The 15,484-nt window shown below is 54.9% G+C and carries 13 protein-coding genes; 7 read left to right on the top strand and 6 right to left on the bottom strand.

The genetic code is table 11. The annotated features are described in order from the left end of the window. Positions 1-81: 81 nt before the first annotated feature. The 3 genes from gabT to QMQ05_RS11940 all read right to left on the bottom strand — a co-directional run bounded on the left by gabT (position 82) and on the right by QMQ05_RS11940 (position 3,384). The gene (gabT, locus tag QMQ05_RS11930; protein ID WP_334122671.1) at positions 82-1,425 is read right to left on the bottom strand and encodes a 4-aminobutyrate--2-oxoglutarate transaminase; all 1,344 of its coding nucleotides are present in this window, start codon (positions 1,423-1,425) and stop codon (positions 82-84) included. A gap of 196 nt (positions 1,426-1,621) precedes the next feature. Further along, positions 1,622-1,774, bottom strand: a complete 153-nt coding sequence (locus QMQ05_RS11935; protein WP_074439759.1) for a methionine/alanine import family NSS transporter small subunit — start codon at positions 1,772-1,774, stop codon at positions 1,622-1,624. A 2-nt stretch (positions 1,775-1,776) separates the two neighbouring features. Then, positions 1,777-3,384: a sodium-dependent transporter gene (locus QMQ05_RS11940; RefSeq protein ID WP_345470276.1), complete on the bottom strand. Its 1,608-nt coding sequence runs from the start codon at positions 3,382-3,384 to the stop codon at positions 1,777-1,779. Positions 3,385-3,498: 114 nt separating this feature from the next. On the opposite strand from QMQ05_RS11940, the gene QMQ05_RS11945 reads away from it, so the two are divergent. From QMQ05_RS11945 to QMQ05_RS11955, 3 genes are all read left to right on the top strand, one after another. Further along, the gene (locus tag QMQ05_RS11945; RefSeq protein WP_345470278.1) at positions 3,499-4,902 is read left to right on the top strand and encodes a PucR family transcriptional regulator; all 1,404 of its coding nucleotides are present in this window, start codon (positions 3,499-3,501) and stop codon (positions 4,900-4,902) included. Positions 4,903-4,921: 19 nt separating this feature from the next. Further along, positions 4,922-5,356: a hypothetical protein gene (locus QMQ05_RS11950; RefSeq protein WP_334122668.1), complete on the top strand. Its 435-nt coding sequence runs from the start codon at positions 4,922-4,924 to the stop codon at positions 5,354-5,356. Between the two features lie 122 nt (positions 5,357-5,478). Next, positions 5,479-5,868, top strand: coding sequence for an HIT family protein (locus tag QMQ05_RS11955; RefSeq protein WP_345470280.1), 390 nt, complete (start codon positions 5,479-5,481; stop codon positions 5,866-5,868). Positions 5,869-5,960: 92 nt separating this feature from the next. Here QMQ05_RS11955 and QMQ05_RS11960 read toward each other — a convergent pair whose 3' ends face one another. After that, the gene (locus QMQ05_RS11960) at positions 5,961-7,058 is read right to left on the bottom strand and encodes a polyprenyl synthetase family protein (protein ID WP_345470282.1); all 1,098 of its coding nucleotides are present in this window, start codon (positions 7,056-7,058) and stop codon (positions 5,961-5,963) included. Between the two features lie 289 nt (positions 7,059-7,347). Here QMQ05_RS11960 and QMQ05_RS11965 point away from each other — a divergent pair, with 289 nt between their 5' ends. The 4 genes from QMQ05_RS11965 (at position 7,348) to QMQ05_RS11980 (ending at position 11,348) form a co-directional block, all read left to right on the top strand. After that, positions 7,348-8,685 (top strand): isochorismate synthase, encoded by a 1,338-nt coding sequence (locus tag QMQ05_RS11965; RefSeq protein ID WP_345470284.1) that lies wholly within the window; start codon positions 7,348-7,350, stop codon positions 8,683-8,685. A gap of 174 nt (positions 8,686-8,859) precedes the next feature. Then, positions 8,860-9,648 (top strand): ABC transporter substrate-binding protein, encoded by a 789-nt coding sequence (locus QMQ05_RS11970; protein ID WP_345470286.1) that lies wholly within the window; start codon positions 8,860-8,862, stop codon positions 9,646-9,648. Between the two features lie 112 nt (positions 9,649-9,760). Next, positions 9,761-10,552: an amino acid ABC transporter permease gene (locus QMQ05_RS11975; protein ID WP_334122663.1), complete on the top strand. Its 792-nt coding sequence runs from the start codon at positions 9,761-9,763 to the stop codon at positions 10,550-10,552. A gap of 13 nt (positions 10,553-10,565) precedes the next feature. Continuing rightward, entirely contained in the window at positions 10,566-11,348 is a 783-nt protein-coding gene (locus QMQ05_RS11980) for an amino acid ABC transporter ATP-binding protein (RefSeq protein WP_345470289.1), read from the top strand. A 79-nt stretch (positions 11,349-11,427) separates the two neighbouring features. Here the strand turns inward: QMQ05_RS11980 and menD are convergent, their stop codons facing one another. Together menD and QMQ05_RS11990 are read right to left on the bottom strand one after the other, a co-directional pair. Beyond that, positions 11,428-13,137: a 2-succinyl-5-enolpyruvyl-6-hydroxy-3-cyclohexene-1-carboxylic-acid synthase gene (menD, locus tag QMQ05_RS11985; RefSeq protein ID WP_345470291.1), complete on the bottom strand. Its 1,710-nt coding sequence runs from the start codon at positions 13,135-13,137 to the stop codon at positions 11,428-11,430. Positions 13,138-13,284: 147 nt separating this feature from the next. After that, on the bottom strand, positions 13,285-15,420 hold the full coding sequence (locus QMQ05_RS11990; protein ID WP_345470293.1) for a PhoX family protein: 2,136 nt from the start codon (positions 15,418-15,420) through the stop codon (positions 13,285-13,287). Positions 15,421-15,484: the final 64 nt, after the last annotated feature.

The following is a 15,484-nucleotide window of genomic DNA, read 5'->3' on the forward strand; positions in this document are numbered from 1 at the left end:
ATTAACGAGTAAAGCTTCGGTTTCTCACTGAATCAGTGAGAAACCGAAGCTTTACTTATTCTGGGGATCAGGGCCTAGATACTAGGCAGCCAGCTTGCGGATGGCAGATTCGAGAACGTCGAATGCATCGTTGAGCAGCTCGTCGCCGATGACCAATGGTGGCAGCAGGCGAATAACGTTGCCGTAGGTACCGCAGGTCAGGATGACAACACCCTGAGCCAAGCATTCGGCAGCGATAGCCTTGGTCAGATCAGCATCTGGCTCCTTGCCGCCAGCTTTGACGAACTCAAGGGCAATCATGGCACCGCGGCCACGAACTTCACCGATGGCTGGGAAAGCGGACTGCAACGCGGTGAAACGAGCGAAGAACTTCTCTTCGATCTCGCGGGCACGAGCTGGCAGATCCTGCTCTTCCATGAACTTGATGGTTTCCAAGGCAGCAGCAACAGCCACTGGGTTACCACCGTAGGTGCCACCCAGGCCGCCACCGTGTACCGAGTCCAGCAGCTCTGCACGGCCGACGATGCCCGACAGTGGCATACCACCGGCGATGCCCTTAGCGACGGTGATGATATCTGGTTCGATCTGTTCGATGTCCGAAGCGAACCATGCACCGGAACGTGCGAAGCCGGCCTGAACTTCGTCAGCAACGAAGACAATGCCGTTTTCCTTGGCCCATTCGGCGATGCGTGGCAGGAAGCCGGTGGCAGGAACGATGAAACCGCCCTCGCCCTGAATTGGCTCGATGATGATCGCAGCGATCTGATCGCCACCGATCTGCTTCTCCATGGCCAAGATGGCGCGCTCTGCAGCTTCCTTACCGGAGATGTTTGGGTTCTCTTCACGGAATGGGTAGCTCATTGGCATGCGGTAGATCTCCGGTGCCAGTGGGCCGAAGCCGCGCTTGTATGGGGCTGCCTTAGCGGTCAGACCCATGGTCAGGTTGGTGCGGCCGTGGTATGCGTGATCGAAGGCCACAACTGCCTGACGGCCGGTGGCAATACGAGCAACCTTGATGGCGTTCTCTACTGCTTCAGAGCCCGAGTTGAAGAAGACTGCACGCTTCTCAAAGTTACCTGGGGTGATCGAGGCAAGCTTCTCAGCCAGTGCTACGTAGCTCTCGTAAGGAGCAACCATGAAGCAGGTGTGGGTGAAGCGCTGTGCCTGCTCGGCGACGGCCTTAGCGACTGCTGCGTTGGAGGCACCAACGGTGGTCACTGCAATGCCCGAGCCGAGGTCGATGAGCTGGTTACCGTCAACATCGACGATGATGCCGCCGTCAACGTCTGCTGCATAGACTGGCAGGCTGGAAGCTACGCCAGCGGCCACTGCCTTGGCGCGGCGTGCGGCAAGTTCTTCCGACTTTGGGCCGGGGAATGGCCCGTTGATTTTACGCTTCTGTTCAATGCGGTAGCTAACGTCCACCTGCTTGTCCTTTCATTGATGTTTTACGAGCACGCGGCTCGACGTGTTCTTACTAGAAGAATATTCTTCACGGCCCGTGGCCACTACCAGAAGTGGCACAACCACTTCCGGGGTCCGTAGTGCATCTGCACAGAAAAATACCTCCTCGCTCCGGGGCTACCCGAGGCGAGGAGGTATTTGTAGCTAGGCACCAATATTACAGACTGTTATTTCCTGTAGCGCCAGCGGTTTCTATAACGTCATCGTCGTCTTTTTCAGGGTGACGCGAGAGGTTGATCAAGGCTAGGACGAGACCGCCCCAGATGGTCAGCATAGAAATGATCATGAAGACAATAGCAACGCCGCTCATGGCTAGTATTCCTTTCCGACTGGATCCGGAAGTTCTTCGGCCTCAACGTTCCGCTGATGCTCTTCGAACTCAGGGTCATTGATCTTCGAGTTCTTGCTCCACGGAACAAAGGACAGTATCACTGCCCCGACAATGAGGGCACCTGCCATACCCCATCCGAAGACTCCGTTGAACCACAGTGGGTAGCCAGAGTATGACTCGTTGATCTTCGATTGGACTTCGTTGATCAGCATGTAACCCAACGCTGCTGGGCCGATGCCACCAACCAAGACCTTCCAACCAGTACCCAGCTTGATGGAGCTGTGACGGTTCAGGTGCTTGGCCAGCTTCGGCAGCATGCCAAGGCCTGCACCAAAGACGATCACCAATACCAGTGCACATGCCAGGATGCCGAACTGGTTGACGAAGGCATCCATAGTGTCCAACAAGTAGAGGCCCGTGGTGGTTGGGAAAAGGATCAATGAAATACACGCCACAGGAAGCACAACCACCAAGGTGGCCGGGGTACGCTTCCAACCCAGCTTGTCCTGGAACGCCGCCACGATGACCTCGAGGATGGAGATCAACGAAGTCAGACCAGCGAAGACCAGAGAACCGAAGAATAGTACGCCGATCAATCCGCCCAACGTTGCCTGCGAGACAATGGTTGGGAAAGCGATGAAGGCCAGACCAATACCGCTGGTGGCCACTTCGTCAACACTTGATCCTGCATTTTGTGCCATGAAGCCCAAGGCAGCGAAGACACCAATACCGGCCAGCAGCTCAAAGCCAGAGTTCGCGAAGGCTACAACGTAGCCCGAGCCGGTCAGGTCACTCTTACGCTTCATGTAGGAAGAGTAGGTGACCATGATGCCGAAGGCCACGGATAGTGAGAAGAAGATATGTCCAAAGGCCGCCGCCCACACTGCAGGATTCTGTAGTGCTTCAAAGTTCGGTGTGAAGAAGGCATTCAAGCCATCAATTGCACCAGGCAGGAAGACCGACTGAACAACGAGGATCACGAACATCACGATCAGCAGTGGCATGAACACGGCGTTGGCACGGGAAATACCCTTGTTCACACCGGCAACCATGATGATCACGGTGATCAGCCAAACAATCAGCATTGGTACGAAGATTCGGCCAACAAAGTCGAAGGAGACGTTGACGTCATCCGAAACCTTGAGGAAGTCCTGCATGAAGAAGCCGGAGGCGCCTTCAGGGTTGGACTCCCAAGCCTTGGTGATGGAGAACCAGCAGTACATGGCAGCCCACGCAATGATGGCTGCATAGTAAATAGCGATGACGAAGCAGATCAGTACCTGCCACCAACCGAGTACCTCAGCCTTGCGGTTAGCACGTCGGTAGGCCAACGGTGCCGAGCCGCGATAGCGATGACCGATCGCGTAGTCGAGGAAGAGTAGCGGGATACCTGCGCAAAGAATGGCTACGAGGTACGGGATGAGGAATGCACCGCCACCGTTTTCGTAGGCGACATAGGGGAAACGCCAAATATTTCCCAGTCCAACAGCTGAACCAACCGCAGAAAGAATGAAGAGCTTTCGTGAATTGAAAGTCTCACGCTTTTCAGATGCGAGTGGAGCGCCCTGTTTTGAAGATGGAGAGCTCATGTGTCTAAGCTACTGCAAAAAGTTCACATTATGGTCAATTTTCGGTAAAGCGTGTCCAGTATTTGAGCATTTTGCTGAAATGGGAACTTTCCGTCTGCCAACTAGAATGGCTCCATGGCAATTAGTTTACGCGGGCTCTTAGAGCATGACGAGCTCGACCTTCGTCCGATGACCGAACATGCACATCGCGATGACATGGTTATCACTTGGTCAGCCATTACCGAGCTCCTGGATCCCTCAAAATTCCTTACTGGACGAGAAATCGTACTGACTACCGGGGTTCGCCAAAAAACTAAAGCTGCACAACGAGAATTTGTCCGCGTTTTGGCCGCCAATGACGCGGTAGCCCTAGGTTTTGGTACCGGCCTGGAGCATGCTTCGGTTCCCGAAGCCACCATCACTGCAGCCCGCGAAGTTGGGCTACCGGTCTTTGAGGTCCCCTACCAAATCCCTTTTGCTGCCATCACTCGACTCATCGCCGAAGCCATGAATGCAGACCACCTTAAGCGGGTGGAAAATCTACTCAAGTCACACCAAAAGCTGGCTCGTTCTTTGCTCTCCTCGGATTTGGACAGCATGCTCGACGAGCTTTCTCGAATGCTCGGTACCAGCGTCGCCCTGAGTCTTCACGGTGAAGTGATCAGCGGAGACTATGAACCTGAGGGCACCTGGCACGAGCTACCGGTAGCCACCGGACTACGGGATAAATGCATCCTGCACCTAGCCGAGCCCTACGTTCATGACCCCGTGGTGGACTACGCGCAATCACTGATTGGTCTGGAAATGGCCAACAAATCCCGGCTGCGCGCCTCACAGCGCCAAGCCAATGGGCAGGTTCTCGCCGACCTCGCGGCGGGCACCCTGGTCGGCGCCGACGCTGCTGGACGACTTGGTGCGCTGGGACTAAATCCGCAACGCGAGCACTCAGTAATTTTGGTGCAGGCTTCTTCCCAAGCCGAGCGCCTACAGACTCTGCCGCTTCCCGCTGACCTTTCCTCGCAGGTTTCGGCCATCATGGAAGGCCGCTTGGCGGTGATTGTCGCGCACAGCAAAGTTCAGCTGTCCATCAAACATCTTGATGAGTACCTAGAAGCTGCCGGGATCTCGGCCCGAGTTGGCTACGGTGGCCGTTATTCAAATACCACCGGGATCCGTTGGAGCTACTTCGAAGCCCTCGAATCTCTGCGCCACGGCGAGCGGATCAATGTCCCAACCAAACTTTCGTTGACCTCTTTGCTCTTGGCAGCCCGTGATGTTCCACTTCAAGATCTCGCGGCTGAAGCGCTTGGACCGCTACAGGACTTTGATTCCACCCACGATTCGGATCTGCTTTTAACACTTCGCGAATACCTCAACCGCGATGGTTCGGTAGGTGCGGTTGCCGAAGCCTTGGGCCTACATCGAAACACGGTGCGCTACCGGATGCAGCAGATTTCCGAGCTCTCGGGCTACGACCCAAATGTGACAAGCGACCGAGTCCAGCTGTGGATCGCGTTGAGCGCACTTGAGCTTGGCTAATCTCGAATAGGATTAACCTATGGCTGACATGTTTCTAGAGAAGTTCCGTTCCTTGGTCCCCAAGTACTTGGATGACCAGTGGAATGAAGCCGACGGGTTAAACAGTGAAGAACTGCGTGAAGCCTTAGCCCAGTCCAAAGTATCCATTCCCTTCGTACTCGAAGAGTTCTACCTTGCGCTAGGCAACAATGAAGATTTCATGGAGGCCTACCACTACTTCTTTGATCCCGAAGAGCTGGAAATCGAAGACGGACACCTACTGTTCCTAGAGGACGAAGAAGAAAAATTCGTCTGGGCTTTCAAGGCCTCGCAAGTGGATGTTCCTGATCCCATCGTTTACCGCCGCAATAATGCCAAGGGCACTTGGACCAGCGAAGAAGGCACGTTTAGCGAGTTCACGCTGGACATGTTCGCGTGGGTCTTTGACGAATTGGCAGCCGAACTGGAGGACTAGTGCTTCACCGCTCCCATCAGCCGGCAGATTACCAATGCCCGTTTTGTGAACTGGTCCAAGGTCTGCCGTTTAGTCAGGATAATCTTTGCGCGCCCACTGATCTGATTTATCAGACTGAACTGGTGGCAGCGATTATGGCCTGCGATGGGTTTGGAAACTACGGTGGGCATGCGATGATTATCCCCACTGCTCATTTGGAAGCACTCTATGATCTTGATGATGCCACCGGGGCAGCGATCATGAAAGAAACCAAACGGGTGGCCCTGGCCATGAAGCTAGCGTGGAACCCGGAAGGCACCAGCACACGACAGCATAATGAGCCTGCGGGAAATCAGCATGTATGGCATTACCATCAGCACGTGTTCCCCCGCTATCACGATGACCAGTTGTATCAACAGTTACGTCATCGGGTTTCTGTTGAGGACCGGGCGCGGAAGGCGCAAGAGCTACGCCGTGCACTGTTCTCCCCCGAGCACCCAGAACCACTTCAGGCTTCAGACCTGGTGCGTTAATAGCTTCGTAGCAACGTAAAAGGGCAATGTGCGAAGACTTCTATTGAAGTCTTCGCACATTGCCCTTTTTGGATATTTCTTTGATGCTTCTTCTAGGCGTCGCGGGTGACCACGGCGTCAGCGAAGGAAATCAAGGCTTGCTTCACGGTGCCTTCCGGCAACGGAGCTAGCGATTGGATCGCGTCGTCTGCCCACTGGCGTGCGACCTTCCACGCATCGTGCACAGCAGAGTGCCCACGAACAGCTTCTACGGCCTGGGCTAGCGCTTCATCGGTGGAAAGATCAGCGTCAACCAATGCAACGGCCCCGGCAGCTTGCTCATCGCCGTTGGCAGCAGCCTGACGCAGTAGCAAGATCGGTAGGGTTGGGACGCCTTCACGCAAATCAGTGCCCGGGGTCTTGCCCGAGTCAGCCTTTTCCGAGGCAAGGTCAATCACGTCATCGGCCACTTGGAAGGCCACGCCAACCTTTTCACCGTACTCACGCAGCACGTCGATGTATTCTGGTGCGCCACCGAAGCGGGCACCGAAGGCACCGGAGGTGGAGAGCAGGGATGCGGTCTTGTCGCTAATGACCTGCAAGTGGTGCTCGATCTCATCGTCGCCTTCACGCGGTCCAATGGATTCGTGCAGTTGTCCCAGGCACAGGCGTTCAAAGGTACGCGACTGCCACATCACGGCTTCCGGACCAAGGTCTGCACCGTATACCGAAGCACGGGCAAAGATCAGGTCACCAGCCAAAATGGCCACTGAGTTGCCCCAGACTTCGTGAGCGGTTGGTGCGCCACGACGCAGTGGAGCGGAGTCCATAACGTCATCGTGGTACAAAGTTGCAAGGTGCGTGAGTTCCACGATGGCTGCAGCCTTGATCACTTCATCGCTCACGCCGTGACCGAGCAGAGAAGTCAGTAGCACCAGCAGTGGGCGAACACGTTTGCCACCAGCTTCGACAAGATGTCGGCTGGAAGCATCAATCAATGGATCGGAATTGGCCAGCGCATCGCGCAGCAGCTTCTCAACCTTCGCCATGCCCATGGAAATCGCCGGACCAAAGTCCGGGTCCTCGGCAAGCAGCGCAAAGCCCGAGGGAAGATTGATAGCCGCAGCTAATGCAGCGGTTTCAGGATTCAGCTCAATCGAGTCAGACACTTCGTGTCCGGCTGCGGTCCAGTTGCTCTTCGAATCAGTCACTGTTCTACGGCTTACTTATCTTTCATCGGGGTGGCCCTCGCGGTATGCGAAGACATTAATGTCTGCATCATGCAGACAAACATCTCTTCACTCTATCCGATGCGGTCCACCACTGGTTGCTGGCACGGCACAAGACACGAAGGCCTTGCGGCTAGAGACCTAGCAGTTCGTTCTAGAGTTTACCGGCTTGAGCCAGTACTTATCACCAGACCCGCCACATCTCACATGCGTGACTGGGGACACCTGCAGGGCATTTTCCCCGGCATCGCGCGGTAGGCTTAGCCTTATCATGTCTGCAGATTCGCCCGTTCTTAGCGCCAGCGCTCATCAGCCGTCGGCTCCTAGCCTCACCAGCATCACCTTTGAATATGTTGATGCTCCGCCAACATTGCTTGACGACTCATTGCGTCACCGAAGCCTCGTGTGGACCCGCAACGGTCACGGCTTGGTTGGATTCGGCACTGCAGCACGTCTACACACCCATGGTGAAGAGCGTTTTGCGCGAGCTCGTGCGTGGTTTGCTCAGCTCATCAAGAACGCTCAGATCACTGATCCGTTGAACCGTCCAGGCACTGGTTTGGTCAGCTTTGGATCATTCGCCTTCTCCTTTACTAGCGTCTTTGAATCTCGCATGATCATTCCGCAGGTTGTTATTGGACGTGATGAACACACAGCCTGGATTACTCTGACGGGTACCGCGGAGGAACTAAACGGGGTCACTTTCGAGCAGGCATTAAACCGAGCGAATAAAGCCATGGCAGATGCAGCCACTGCTGAAGGCTCGGCGGGGAGTATCAAGTTAACCAGTGGGCAGCTGACTGCCGGTTCCTATGTCCAAGCAGTCAAGAAGGCGTTGGGTCATTTTGATGAGCGTGGAATTTCCAAGTTGGTCTTGGCCCGCGATGTCCTCGCCCACAGCAGTACCCCTATTGATCTGTCCAAGATCGTGCATGCCCTCACCGAACGCTATGGCAATTGTTGGACCTACAGCGTTGACGGTTTGGTCGGAGCAACCCCTGAGATGTTGGTACGGGTCACCGATGGTTTGGCCGAAGCCAGGGTATTGGCTGGAACTTTGGACAGGGCATCGCAGGGTGCCGATGAGCCAGACTTTGCACAGCATCATCTCTTCGAAGATCCTAAGCAACGCAATGAACACCAGCTGGCCATTGATTCGTTGACAGATTCATTGAATCCAATTTCCCACGGCATGAGCGCACCAGAAGAGCCCTTCATTTTGCAGTTGCCTAATGTGTGGCATTTGGCCAGTGATGTCCGGGCTCAATTGCGGGCGGATGCCACAGGTGCCCTGCCTTCTGCGTTGGATGTTGCCGAGATTTTTCATCCGACGGCAGCAGTATGTGGTACTCCAACCAAAAAAGCCGGTGTGCTTTTGCGCGAATTAGAAGGCATGGATCGTGGCCCCTACGCTGGCCCCGTCGGTTGGGTGGATAGCAGGGGCGATGGAGAATTCGGCATCGCACTGCGTGGTGGAATCTTGGAAGATGAGAAGCTCATGCGTCTCTACGCGGGTTGCGGCATCGTTCCGGGTTCAGTCCCTGAAGATGAGCTGGCCGAGTCTTGGGCCAAAATGCGTCCGATGCGTCAGGCTCTCGGAGCCGAGTAGTACTTTCGGCAACTTGTCCGGGGTTATGTGTCGGGTGGATGTTTCACGAGCGTAAATTTTTCTTACCCTCGATGACACTTGTGTGAACTGTGTCTCATGCTGGTGTTAGCGCGGTTATGATGGGGGCATCGTAGTGATCCACTCGCATTAACCCGAAAGTAGGTTCTTGATCCTATGCGTAGCCCCAAGAATAAGTTCGTAGCTGCCATCGCGCTCAGCTCCGTAGCACTATTGGCCATGACCGCTTGCGGTTCCGACAGCAGCTCCAGCTCCGAGTCGAGTGACTCATCCTTCGAGCTGAATAAGGGCAAGCTGACCGTTTGCTCGGATATCCCCTACGAACCATTCGAATTCAAAGAAGGCGACAAAATTGTCGGCTTCGATATGGACATCGCCGCGGAAATCGCCAAGGACGCAAAGCTAGACTTGGATGTCCTCGACGACAGCTTTGATTCCATTGAATCTGGCCTGTTCAATACCAGATGCGATATTGCGATCTCATCGATCTCTATCACTGACGCACGTAAAGCCAAGATGAATTTCTCCACTCCGTATATGGATGACGACCTAGTCTTGATCGCACGAAACGATTCTGGCATTACCGATTTGGAAACGGCCAAGGATAAGAAGGTTGGCGTTCAGCAGGCAACCACCGGCGAAAAATACGGCAAAGAAAATGGTCTGGAAAACCTCGTAGGTTTCGAAGACGCTGGTCTGCAGACCCAAGCCTTACTCGCAAACCAGGTTGACGCGGTACTGGGCAACCAGTCAGTCCTCGGCTATGCAGTGAAGGACAAGCCTGATTACAAGGCTGTTGCGAACTTCAAGACGGGCGAGCAGCTTGGAGTTGCGGTCCCCAAGGACAAAGCAGAGACCTTGGACTTGGTCAACGGCACCCTCAAGCGTCTGACCGATGCCGGAACCATGGAAGAACTGACCGTGAAGTGGTTCGGCGAGAAGTAATTCTGAGCTGAACACGCACTGATCTATCAGGCGAGGGTTCGCCACGCAACGAATGCCATCAAAATTCGTCGCTACACGGACCCTCGCTACCTTTACGAGAGGTACATAACCCATGGCAATGACTACTAGTCAGCGTGCCCGTACGAGCAAAATCGTGCAGATTGTGCTCTTCTTTGCCATCATCATCGCTGTAATTGCACTCGTTGATTGGGACAAAGCTTCTTATGCTTTCTTCTCCTTCGACAAACTGGGCCCGATGTTCCCAGACATGATTCTGGTGGGCCTGAAAAACACCGTCTTCTACACCATTATTGCTTTCGCCTTTGGCTTGGTGCTAGGTCTGATCCTAGCCCTGATGAAGATGGCCTCATTCGCGCCATATCGATGGTTTGCCACCGCATTCGTTGAGTTCTTCCGTGGCATCCCCGCCATCTTGGTGCTGTTAGCGTTTGGTGTGGGACTTCCACAGGCTTTCGGCACGCAGTGGCCACAGCCAGTCAACGTCATGTTTGCCTTGGGCTTGGTTTCAGCAGCCTATATCGCCGAAACACTGCGTGCTGGTTTGCAGGCAGTTCCTAAAGGACAGACAGAAGCTGCGCGCTCTCTGGGCATGCCAGCATGGCGCGCGATGGTCACCATCGTTATCCCGCAGGCCTTCAAAATCGTGCTTCCTCCGATGACTAACGAAATCATTTTACTCACCAAGGACACTTCTTTGGCGTTCATCCTCGGTGCGACGATGGCCCAGTACGAGATGACCAAATTCGGTCGAGATGGCATCACTCAACTGGACGCAGGTATCACCCCACTGGTAGTGGCCGGCCTGTTCTACCTGGTGATCACCATTCCGCTGAGTTTGGTAGCCCGTAAGTTTGAATCCCGCGCTGCGAAGACCAAGCGATAGTTAGGACTTGAGAATGTCGAATGACACTAATGCACTTTCAGTCCATGCCGCTGGCGTGGAGATTTCCGGCCTGCGAAAGTCCTACGGGGATAACGAGGTGCTCAAAGGCATTGACTTGAACGTCAAGCCAGGCGAAGTTGTCTGCCTTATCGGTCCTTCGGGATCAGGAAAATCCACTCTCCTGCGTTGCGTGAATCTGTTGGAGAAGCCCAACGGCGGAACCATCCTAGTCGGCGGTTTTAACGCCACTGACCCTGAAGTTAATCTGGATCAGATGCGCCAAAAGGTTGGAATGGTGTTCCAACAGTTCAATCTTTTCCCACACCTGACTGTGTTGGAAAACTGCACCGTGGCGCCAATCAAAGTGCTTAAGCGCAAAAAGGTAGATGCTCAAAAGGTCGCGAAGGGCCATTTGGATCGTGTTGGTTTGGACGATTTCAGCGAGCGCTACCCTGATCAGCTCTCTGGTGGTCAGCAGCAGCGTGTGGCCATTGCCCGCGCGTTGTCTATGGAACCAACCTTGATGCTCTTTGACGAGCCAACGAGTGCGCTGGATCCTGAGACCGTTGGTGAAGTTCTCGCCATTATGAAGAGCCTGGCTCAGGCTGGTATGACCATGTTGGTTGTGACTCACGAAATGGCTTTCGCCAAGGAAGTCGCTGATCGTGTGATCTTCATGGACGGTGGCGTCGTGGTGGAAGAAGGAAAGGCCGCTGAAGTTATCGGTAATCCTCAACAGCCGCGTACTCAGGACTTCTTGCGTCGAGTCTTGGATCCGACTCACGTGGACATCTAGTCATTGTCAATAAACCGCATCCCTTGCACTAAGAAACAGGAGGTTCTCAGTGCAAGGGATGCGTCATTTTAAGATCTTTTTACCCGCCTGCGCCTGGCCACGAAAGCTGCCCAATCGACTGGTTCAGGTTCTGGTTATCGGCACGTAGGTTTTCTCTAGAGGCAACGACTTCGATCAAACGTAACTTTGTATCTCCGGTGTGTTCCAGAATATTTTTTAGGTCTGACTTCGTCGTGGCCCGTTCATACTGCCATCCATAAGCCTTGGCCAAGTACTGAATATCAAACTTTTGAGGTGTTGCGAACAAACGCTCCACTGCATCGGCGTACCGCCCGGAATCATCTACGGCCCCGTGTTCCAAGGTGGAGAAAATCGCGCCACCCGCGTCGTTGTACACCACGACATCCAGTTCAGGTTGCGACTCCCCCGGCGTCCACGACAGTGCACTAGCATCATGTGCGAAAGTAATGTCTCCCATCACCGCCACCGTTCGTTGCTGGCTTCCAACGGCCAGGCCTAATGCGGTGGAGATGGTGCCGTCGATACCAGCTAAGCCACGGTTAGCAAACACTGTGCCTTCATGGTCCCCAGCTGGTGTGGCGGCAAGGTCAAAATCTCGAACGATATTCGAGGAGCCCAACAGCAAAACATTGGGCTGTTGCTCCCATATCGCTTGCGCAACATCCAACCCATTAATACTGGATTCATTTTCCCGGCTGCTGCGAATGCGCTGTGCCTGAGAGTCTAGTTCTTGCCAGGCCGCTAGCCATCCCTGAGGAGCAGTACCAGCAAACTCTCGAAGCTCCTGCCACTTACCGATGGGAGTCTCGGATCTACGCCCTGCTTCATACCAAGCCACAGGCCCAGGTTGCCAGATCGCCGATTCGATCCGGGGATCAGCCAAGAGTTTAGCGACAGGGCGGCTGAGGGTGGGACGCCCAAATAGCACTACCCGTTCGATACGCTCCAGACCCACCGAAATCAGTGGCCGATAGTGAGCGATCGCGTGTTCTGAGTAGCGTGCGTTAGACGATGGCTCAGCGAACAATGGCAGCCCCAATTGACGGGCAAATATTTGGGCTTGCGCCCCGGCCTCGTGCCCAGCCACGACGACCGTGCGTCGTCGTGGCAAGTTTTCAGCTTGAACCTCGTCAGAAGCACTCTGAGCATGGACGGTATCAGGCCATACGCCTGGCCGAATCTCAGTCCAAAATTGATGCTTGATACTCTCGCTGTCTGCCGGAATCAAAGGATCCCGGAACTGTACATTGAGCTGGACTGGACCTGCTGGAACCAGCTGGGTGCCCTGCAGGTTAAGCAGTGCTTGTTTAATGGCTTCGATGGGCTCAGCCCCGGCTGAAACGTTGAGCGCCACGCGAACATGTTCACCAAACAGCGTTTTCTGTTTGGTGCTCTGGCTAGCTCCGGTCCCGTGAAGCTCATCAGGCCGGTCCGCAGAAACCACAAGTAATGGTGTGGCTGTATGGTTTGCTTCCATCACAGCAGGAAGCATCTGGCCAATGGCTGTTCCACTGGTGGCCGCGACGATGACGGGTCGCCGGGTGCTCTGGGCAAGGCCCAAAGCCATAAATGCTGCCGAGCGTTCATCGATGCGCACGTGGATGCGAAGCAACCCAGCGAATTCGGCTTCAGCTGCTGCATAGGCTATTGGGGCGCTGCGAGAGCCAGGAGAAATCACCAAATCTTGAATACCAGCTTGGATCAGCGTGCCGAGCACCTGTCGTGCGGTGGTGATAGCAAGTTGTTGATCTACTGGTTGCGATCCCACGCGGTGTGGCTCCTTCGAATCCTAAGTTAAGGCAGTTCTCCCAGTCTATGCCTTGAGGTTGTTTCAGAACGTATGGTGATGCACTAAGGCGCCGGTGTCATCAGTTACCTGATAACACCGGCGCCTTAGTGGCCAAAGAGCTAAAGGCTACTTGTTGTTGCCTTTACCATTGCCCTTTCCGTTACCCTTACCGTTTCCGTTGCCCTTACCTGAGTTCGAGTCTTCTTTGAAGACCTGAACTACCGTTGGACGCGGGCCGTAGAACTGGCCAGCCGAAGCTGCTTCCGGGTTCTTCAAGAAATCTGGGAACAACGAGGTAGGAGCAGCGAAGGTTCCACCTTCGCCTGGGTGCTGAACGGCGACAAATACCGAATTGTCCTTGTCATGCACCAGCGGGCCACAGGTTTCTGCGCCGGTTGGGACAGCGAGGAACTGTTCTACACGGCCGCGGTTCTTGCCGGTCAGGGTGACCTTGTGCAAAGCATCCGAGTAACCGATGGTGCTTGGGGCACCGTCGGTGGAGATCCACAGGTTGCCCTTGGAGTCGAATGCCAAGTTATCTGGGCAAGAAATGGGCGAAACCTTATCAGTTGGGTAACCCGAGAAGTAGGTGGACCCGTTGACCTTTGGATCGCCGGCAACCAACAAGATGTTCCAAGTGAACTTGGTGCTGGTGGCGTCGTTTCCTGCTTCGGTCAGCTCAACGATGTGGCCATCGCGGTTAGCGATACGTGGGTTGGTCTCGGTGGCGCCTTCCTTGCCAGCCTTGCCGCGATCTGAGTTATTGGTCAGTGCCACGTAGAGCTTGCCGGAGATTGGGCTTGGCTCAACATCTTCTGGGCGGTCCATCTTGGTGGCGCCAACCTTGTCGGCTGCCAGACGGGTGTAGACCAGAACTTCTTCAACGCTCATGCCCTCAACCATGGAGGCACCGCCCTTGAGCAGTGGCAACCAGGTGCCGGTACCGTCGAACGCACCGTCGGATGGAACCTTACCGCTACCGTCAATTTCGCTTTCAGGCGAGTTGCCGGCGAACTTAGCGACGTAGAGGTCACCCTCAGAGAGCAGCTTCATGTTCTTCTTACGGTCATGCTTGGAGTAGGTGTTCTTGGAAATGAACTTGTACAGGTACTCAAAGCGTGAGTCGTCACCGGAGTAGGCTACGGCCTTGCCATTTTTGGCGATGCGCACGTTGGCGCCTTCGTGCTTAAAGCGGCCCAGGTTGGTGTGCTTGACCGGGGTTGACTTTGGATCCTGTGGGTCGATTTCGATAACCCAGCCAAAACGGTTGACTTCGTTTTCGTAGCCTTCGTTGCTCAAACCGAAGCGCGGGTCAGTGTCTTCCCAACCGCGCTCAGTGGCGCCGGTAGCGATGCCGTAGCGAGCTTCTTCAGCGGTGCCCTTACCGCTGAAGTACTGGTCGATGTTTTCTTCACCGGAGAGGATGGTTCCCCATGGGGTGGTGCCACCGGAGCAGTTGTTCAAGGTGCCTAGGACCTTGGTGCCGGTTGGATCAGCGACAGTCTTGAGCAGGTCACTTCCGGCTGCTGGTCCGTCAACAGTGAATTCAGTCTGCGCGGTGATACGGCGGTTACGCTCGCCGCCCTGGACGTAGGTCCACTTCTTGTCTTTCTTTTTGCGCTTGACCTCGACGACACTGAAACCATGAGCATTCATGGCGATGCGACGGGCTTCGTCTTTGTTCGCTTCGAACCAGTCAGCGTCAAACATCATGTCTTCGTTGGTGTATTCATGGTTTGCTACCAGCACACCGGTACGGCCCGAGTACTTGTCAACGATGATGTCCAAGTAATCGCAGTTATAACCGAACTGTTCGGCCTGCTTGCGCGCACTCTGCTTGGTCGCATCAAACTTTGCAGTGTTCTTGAATAGTGGATCACCCCAGCGGATGATGGCATTCCAGTCGTAGCCTTCAGGAACGGTGAGGTCATCTACTGAACGCGACACCGGCTCAATGGCGTCGAAGGACAGGTGACCACCGGCGTTATTGCCGTTCTTGGTTGGTACGAGTGCTACAGCGCTAGCGTCGGGGGCACCGAAGAACTGCGGTCCGACAACCAATGCGGAAGCACCGACGGCGCCAAGGCCGAGCATGCTGCGGCGGGAAAGGGCTTTGTCTGCAACGTCTTTGAAGTAACTGTTGTTTGAGGTGTTGCAATCCGGCTTAACGCAGGCATCTCCACACTTGAAGTGGCAGGTAGCTGCGGAACGTCCGCCTCGGGTGTGGCCTAGCATTGGCAAAAGGGTACGGGTCGGATTCATGATCCATCACTTCCTCAGTTAGGGCTCGCTGTCAGGGGAACGACGCCATACGAGGTTTTCACCC

It is taken from the genome of Glutamicibacter sp. B1, assembly GCF_039602135.1.
GTDB lineage: Bacteria > Actinomycetota > Actinomycetes > Actinomycetales > Micrococcaceae > Glutamicibacter > Glutamicibacter ectropisis.

Coding starts and splice junctions, on each gene's coding strand:
- QMQ05_RS11945 (WP_345470278.1), top strand. CDS start 3,499: ATGGCAATTAGTTTACGCGGGCTCTTAGAGCATGACGAGCTCGACCTT.
- QMQ05_RS11970 (WP_345470286.1), top strand. CDS start 8,860: ATGCGTAGCCCCAAGAATAAGTTCGTAGCTGCCATCGCGCTCAGCTCC.
- QMQ05_RS11950 (WP_334122668.1), top strand. CDS start 4,922: ATGGCTGACATGTTTCTAGAGAAGTTCCGTTCCTTGGTCCCCAAGTAC.
- QMQ05_RS11940 (WP_345470276.1), bottom strand. CDS start 3,384: ATGAGCTCTCCATCTTCAAAACAGGGCGCTCCACTCGCATCTGAAAAG.
- QMQ05_RS11965 (WP_345470284.1), top strand. CDS start 7,348: ATGTCTGCAGATTCGCCCGTTCTTAGCGCCAGCGCTCATCAGCCGTCG.
- QMQ05_RS11980 (WP_345470289.1), top strand. CDS start 10,566: ATGTCGAATGACACTAATGCACTTTCAGTCCATGCCGCTGGCGTGGAG.
- QMQ05_RS11990 (WP_345470293.1), bottom strand. CDS start 15,420: ATGAATCCGACCCGTACCCTTTTGCCAATGCTAGGCCACACCCGAGGC.
- QMQ05_RS11975 (WP_334122663.1), top strand. CDS start 9,761: ATGGCAATGACTACTAGTCAGCGTGCCCGTACGAGCAAAATCGTGCAG.
- QMQ05_RS11935 (WP_074439759.1), bottom strand. CDS start 1,774: ATGAGCGGCGTTGCTATTGTCTTCATGATCATTTCTATGCTGACCATC.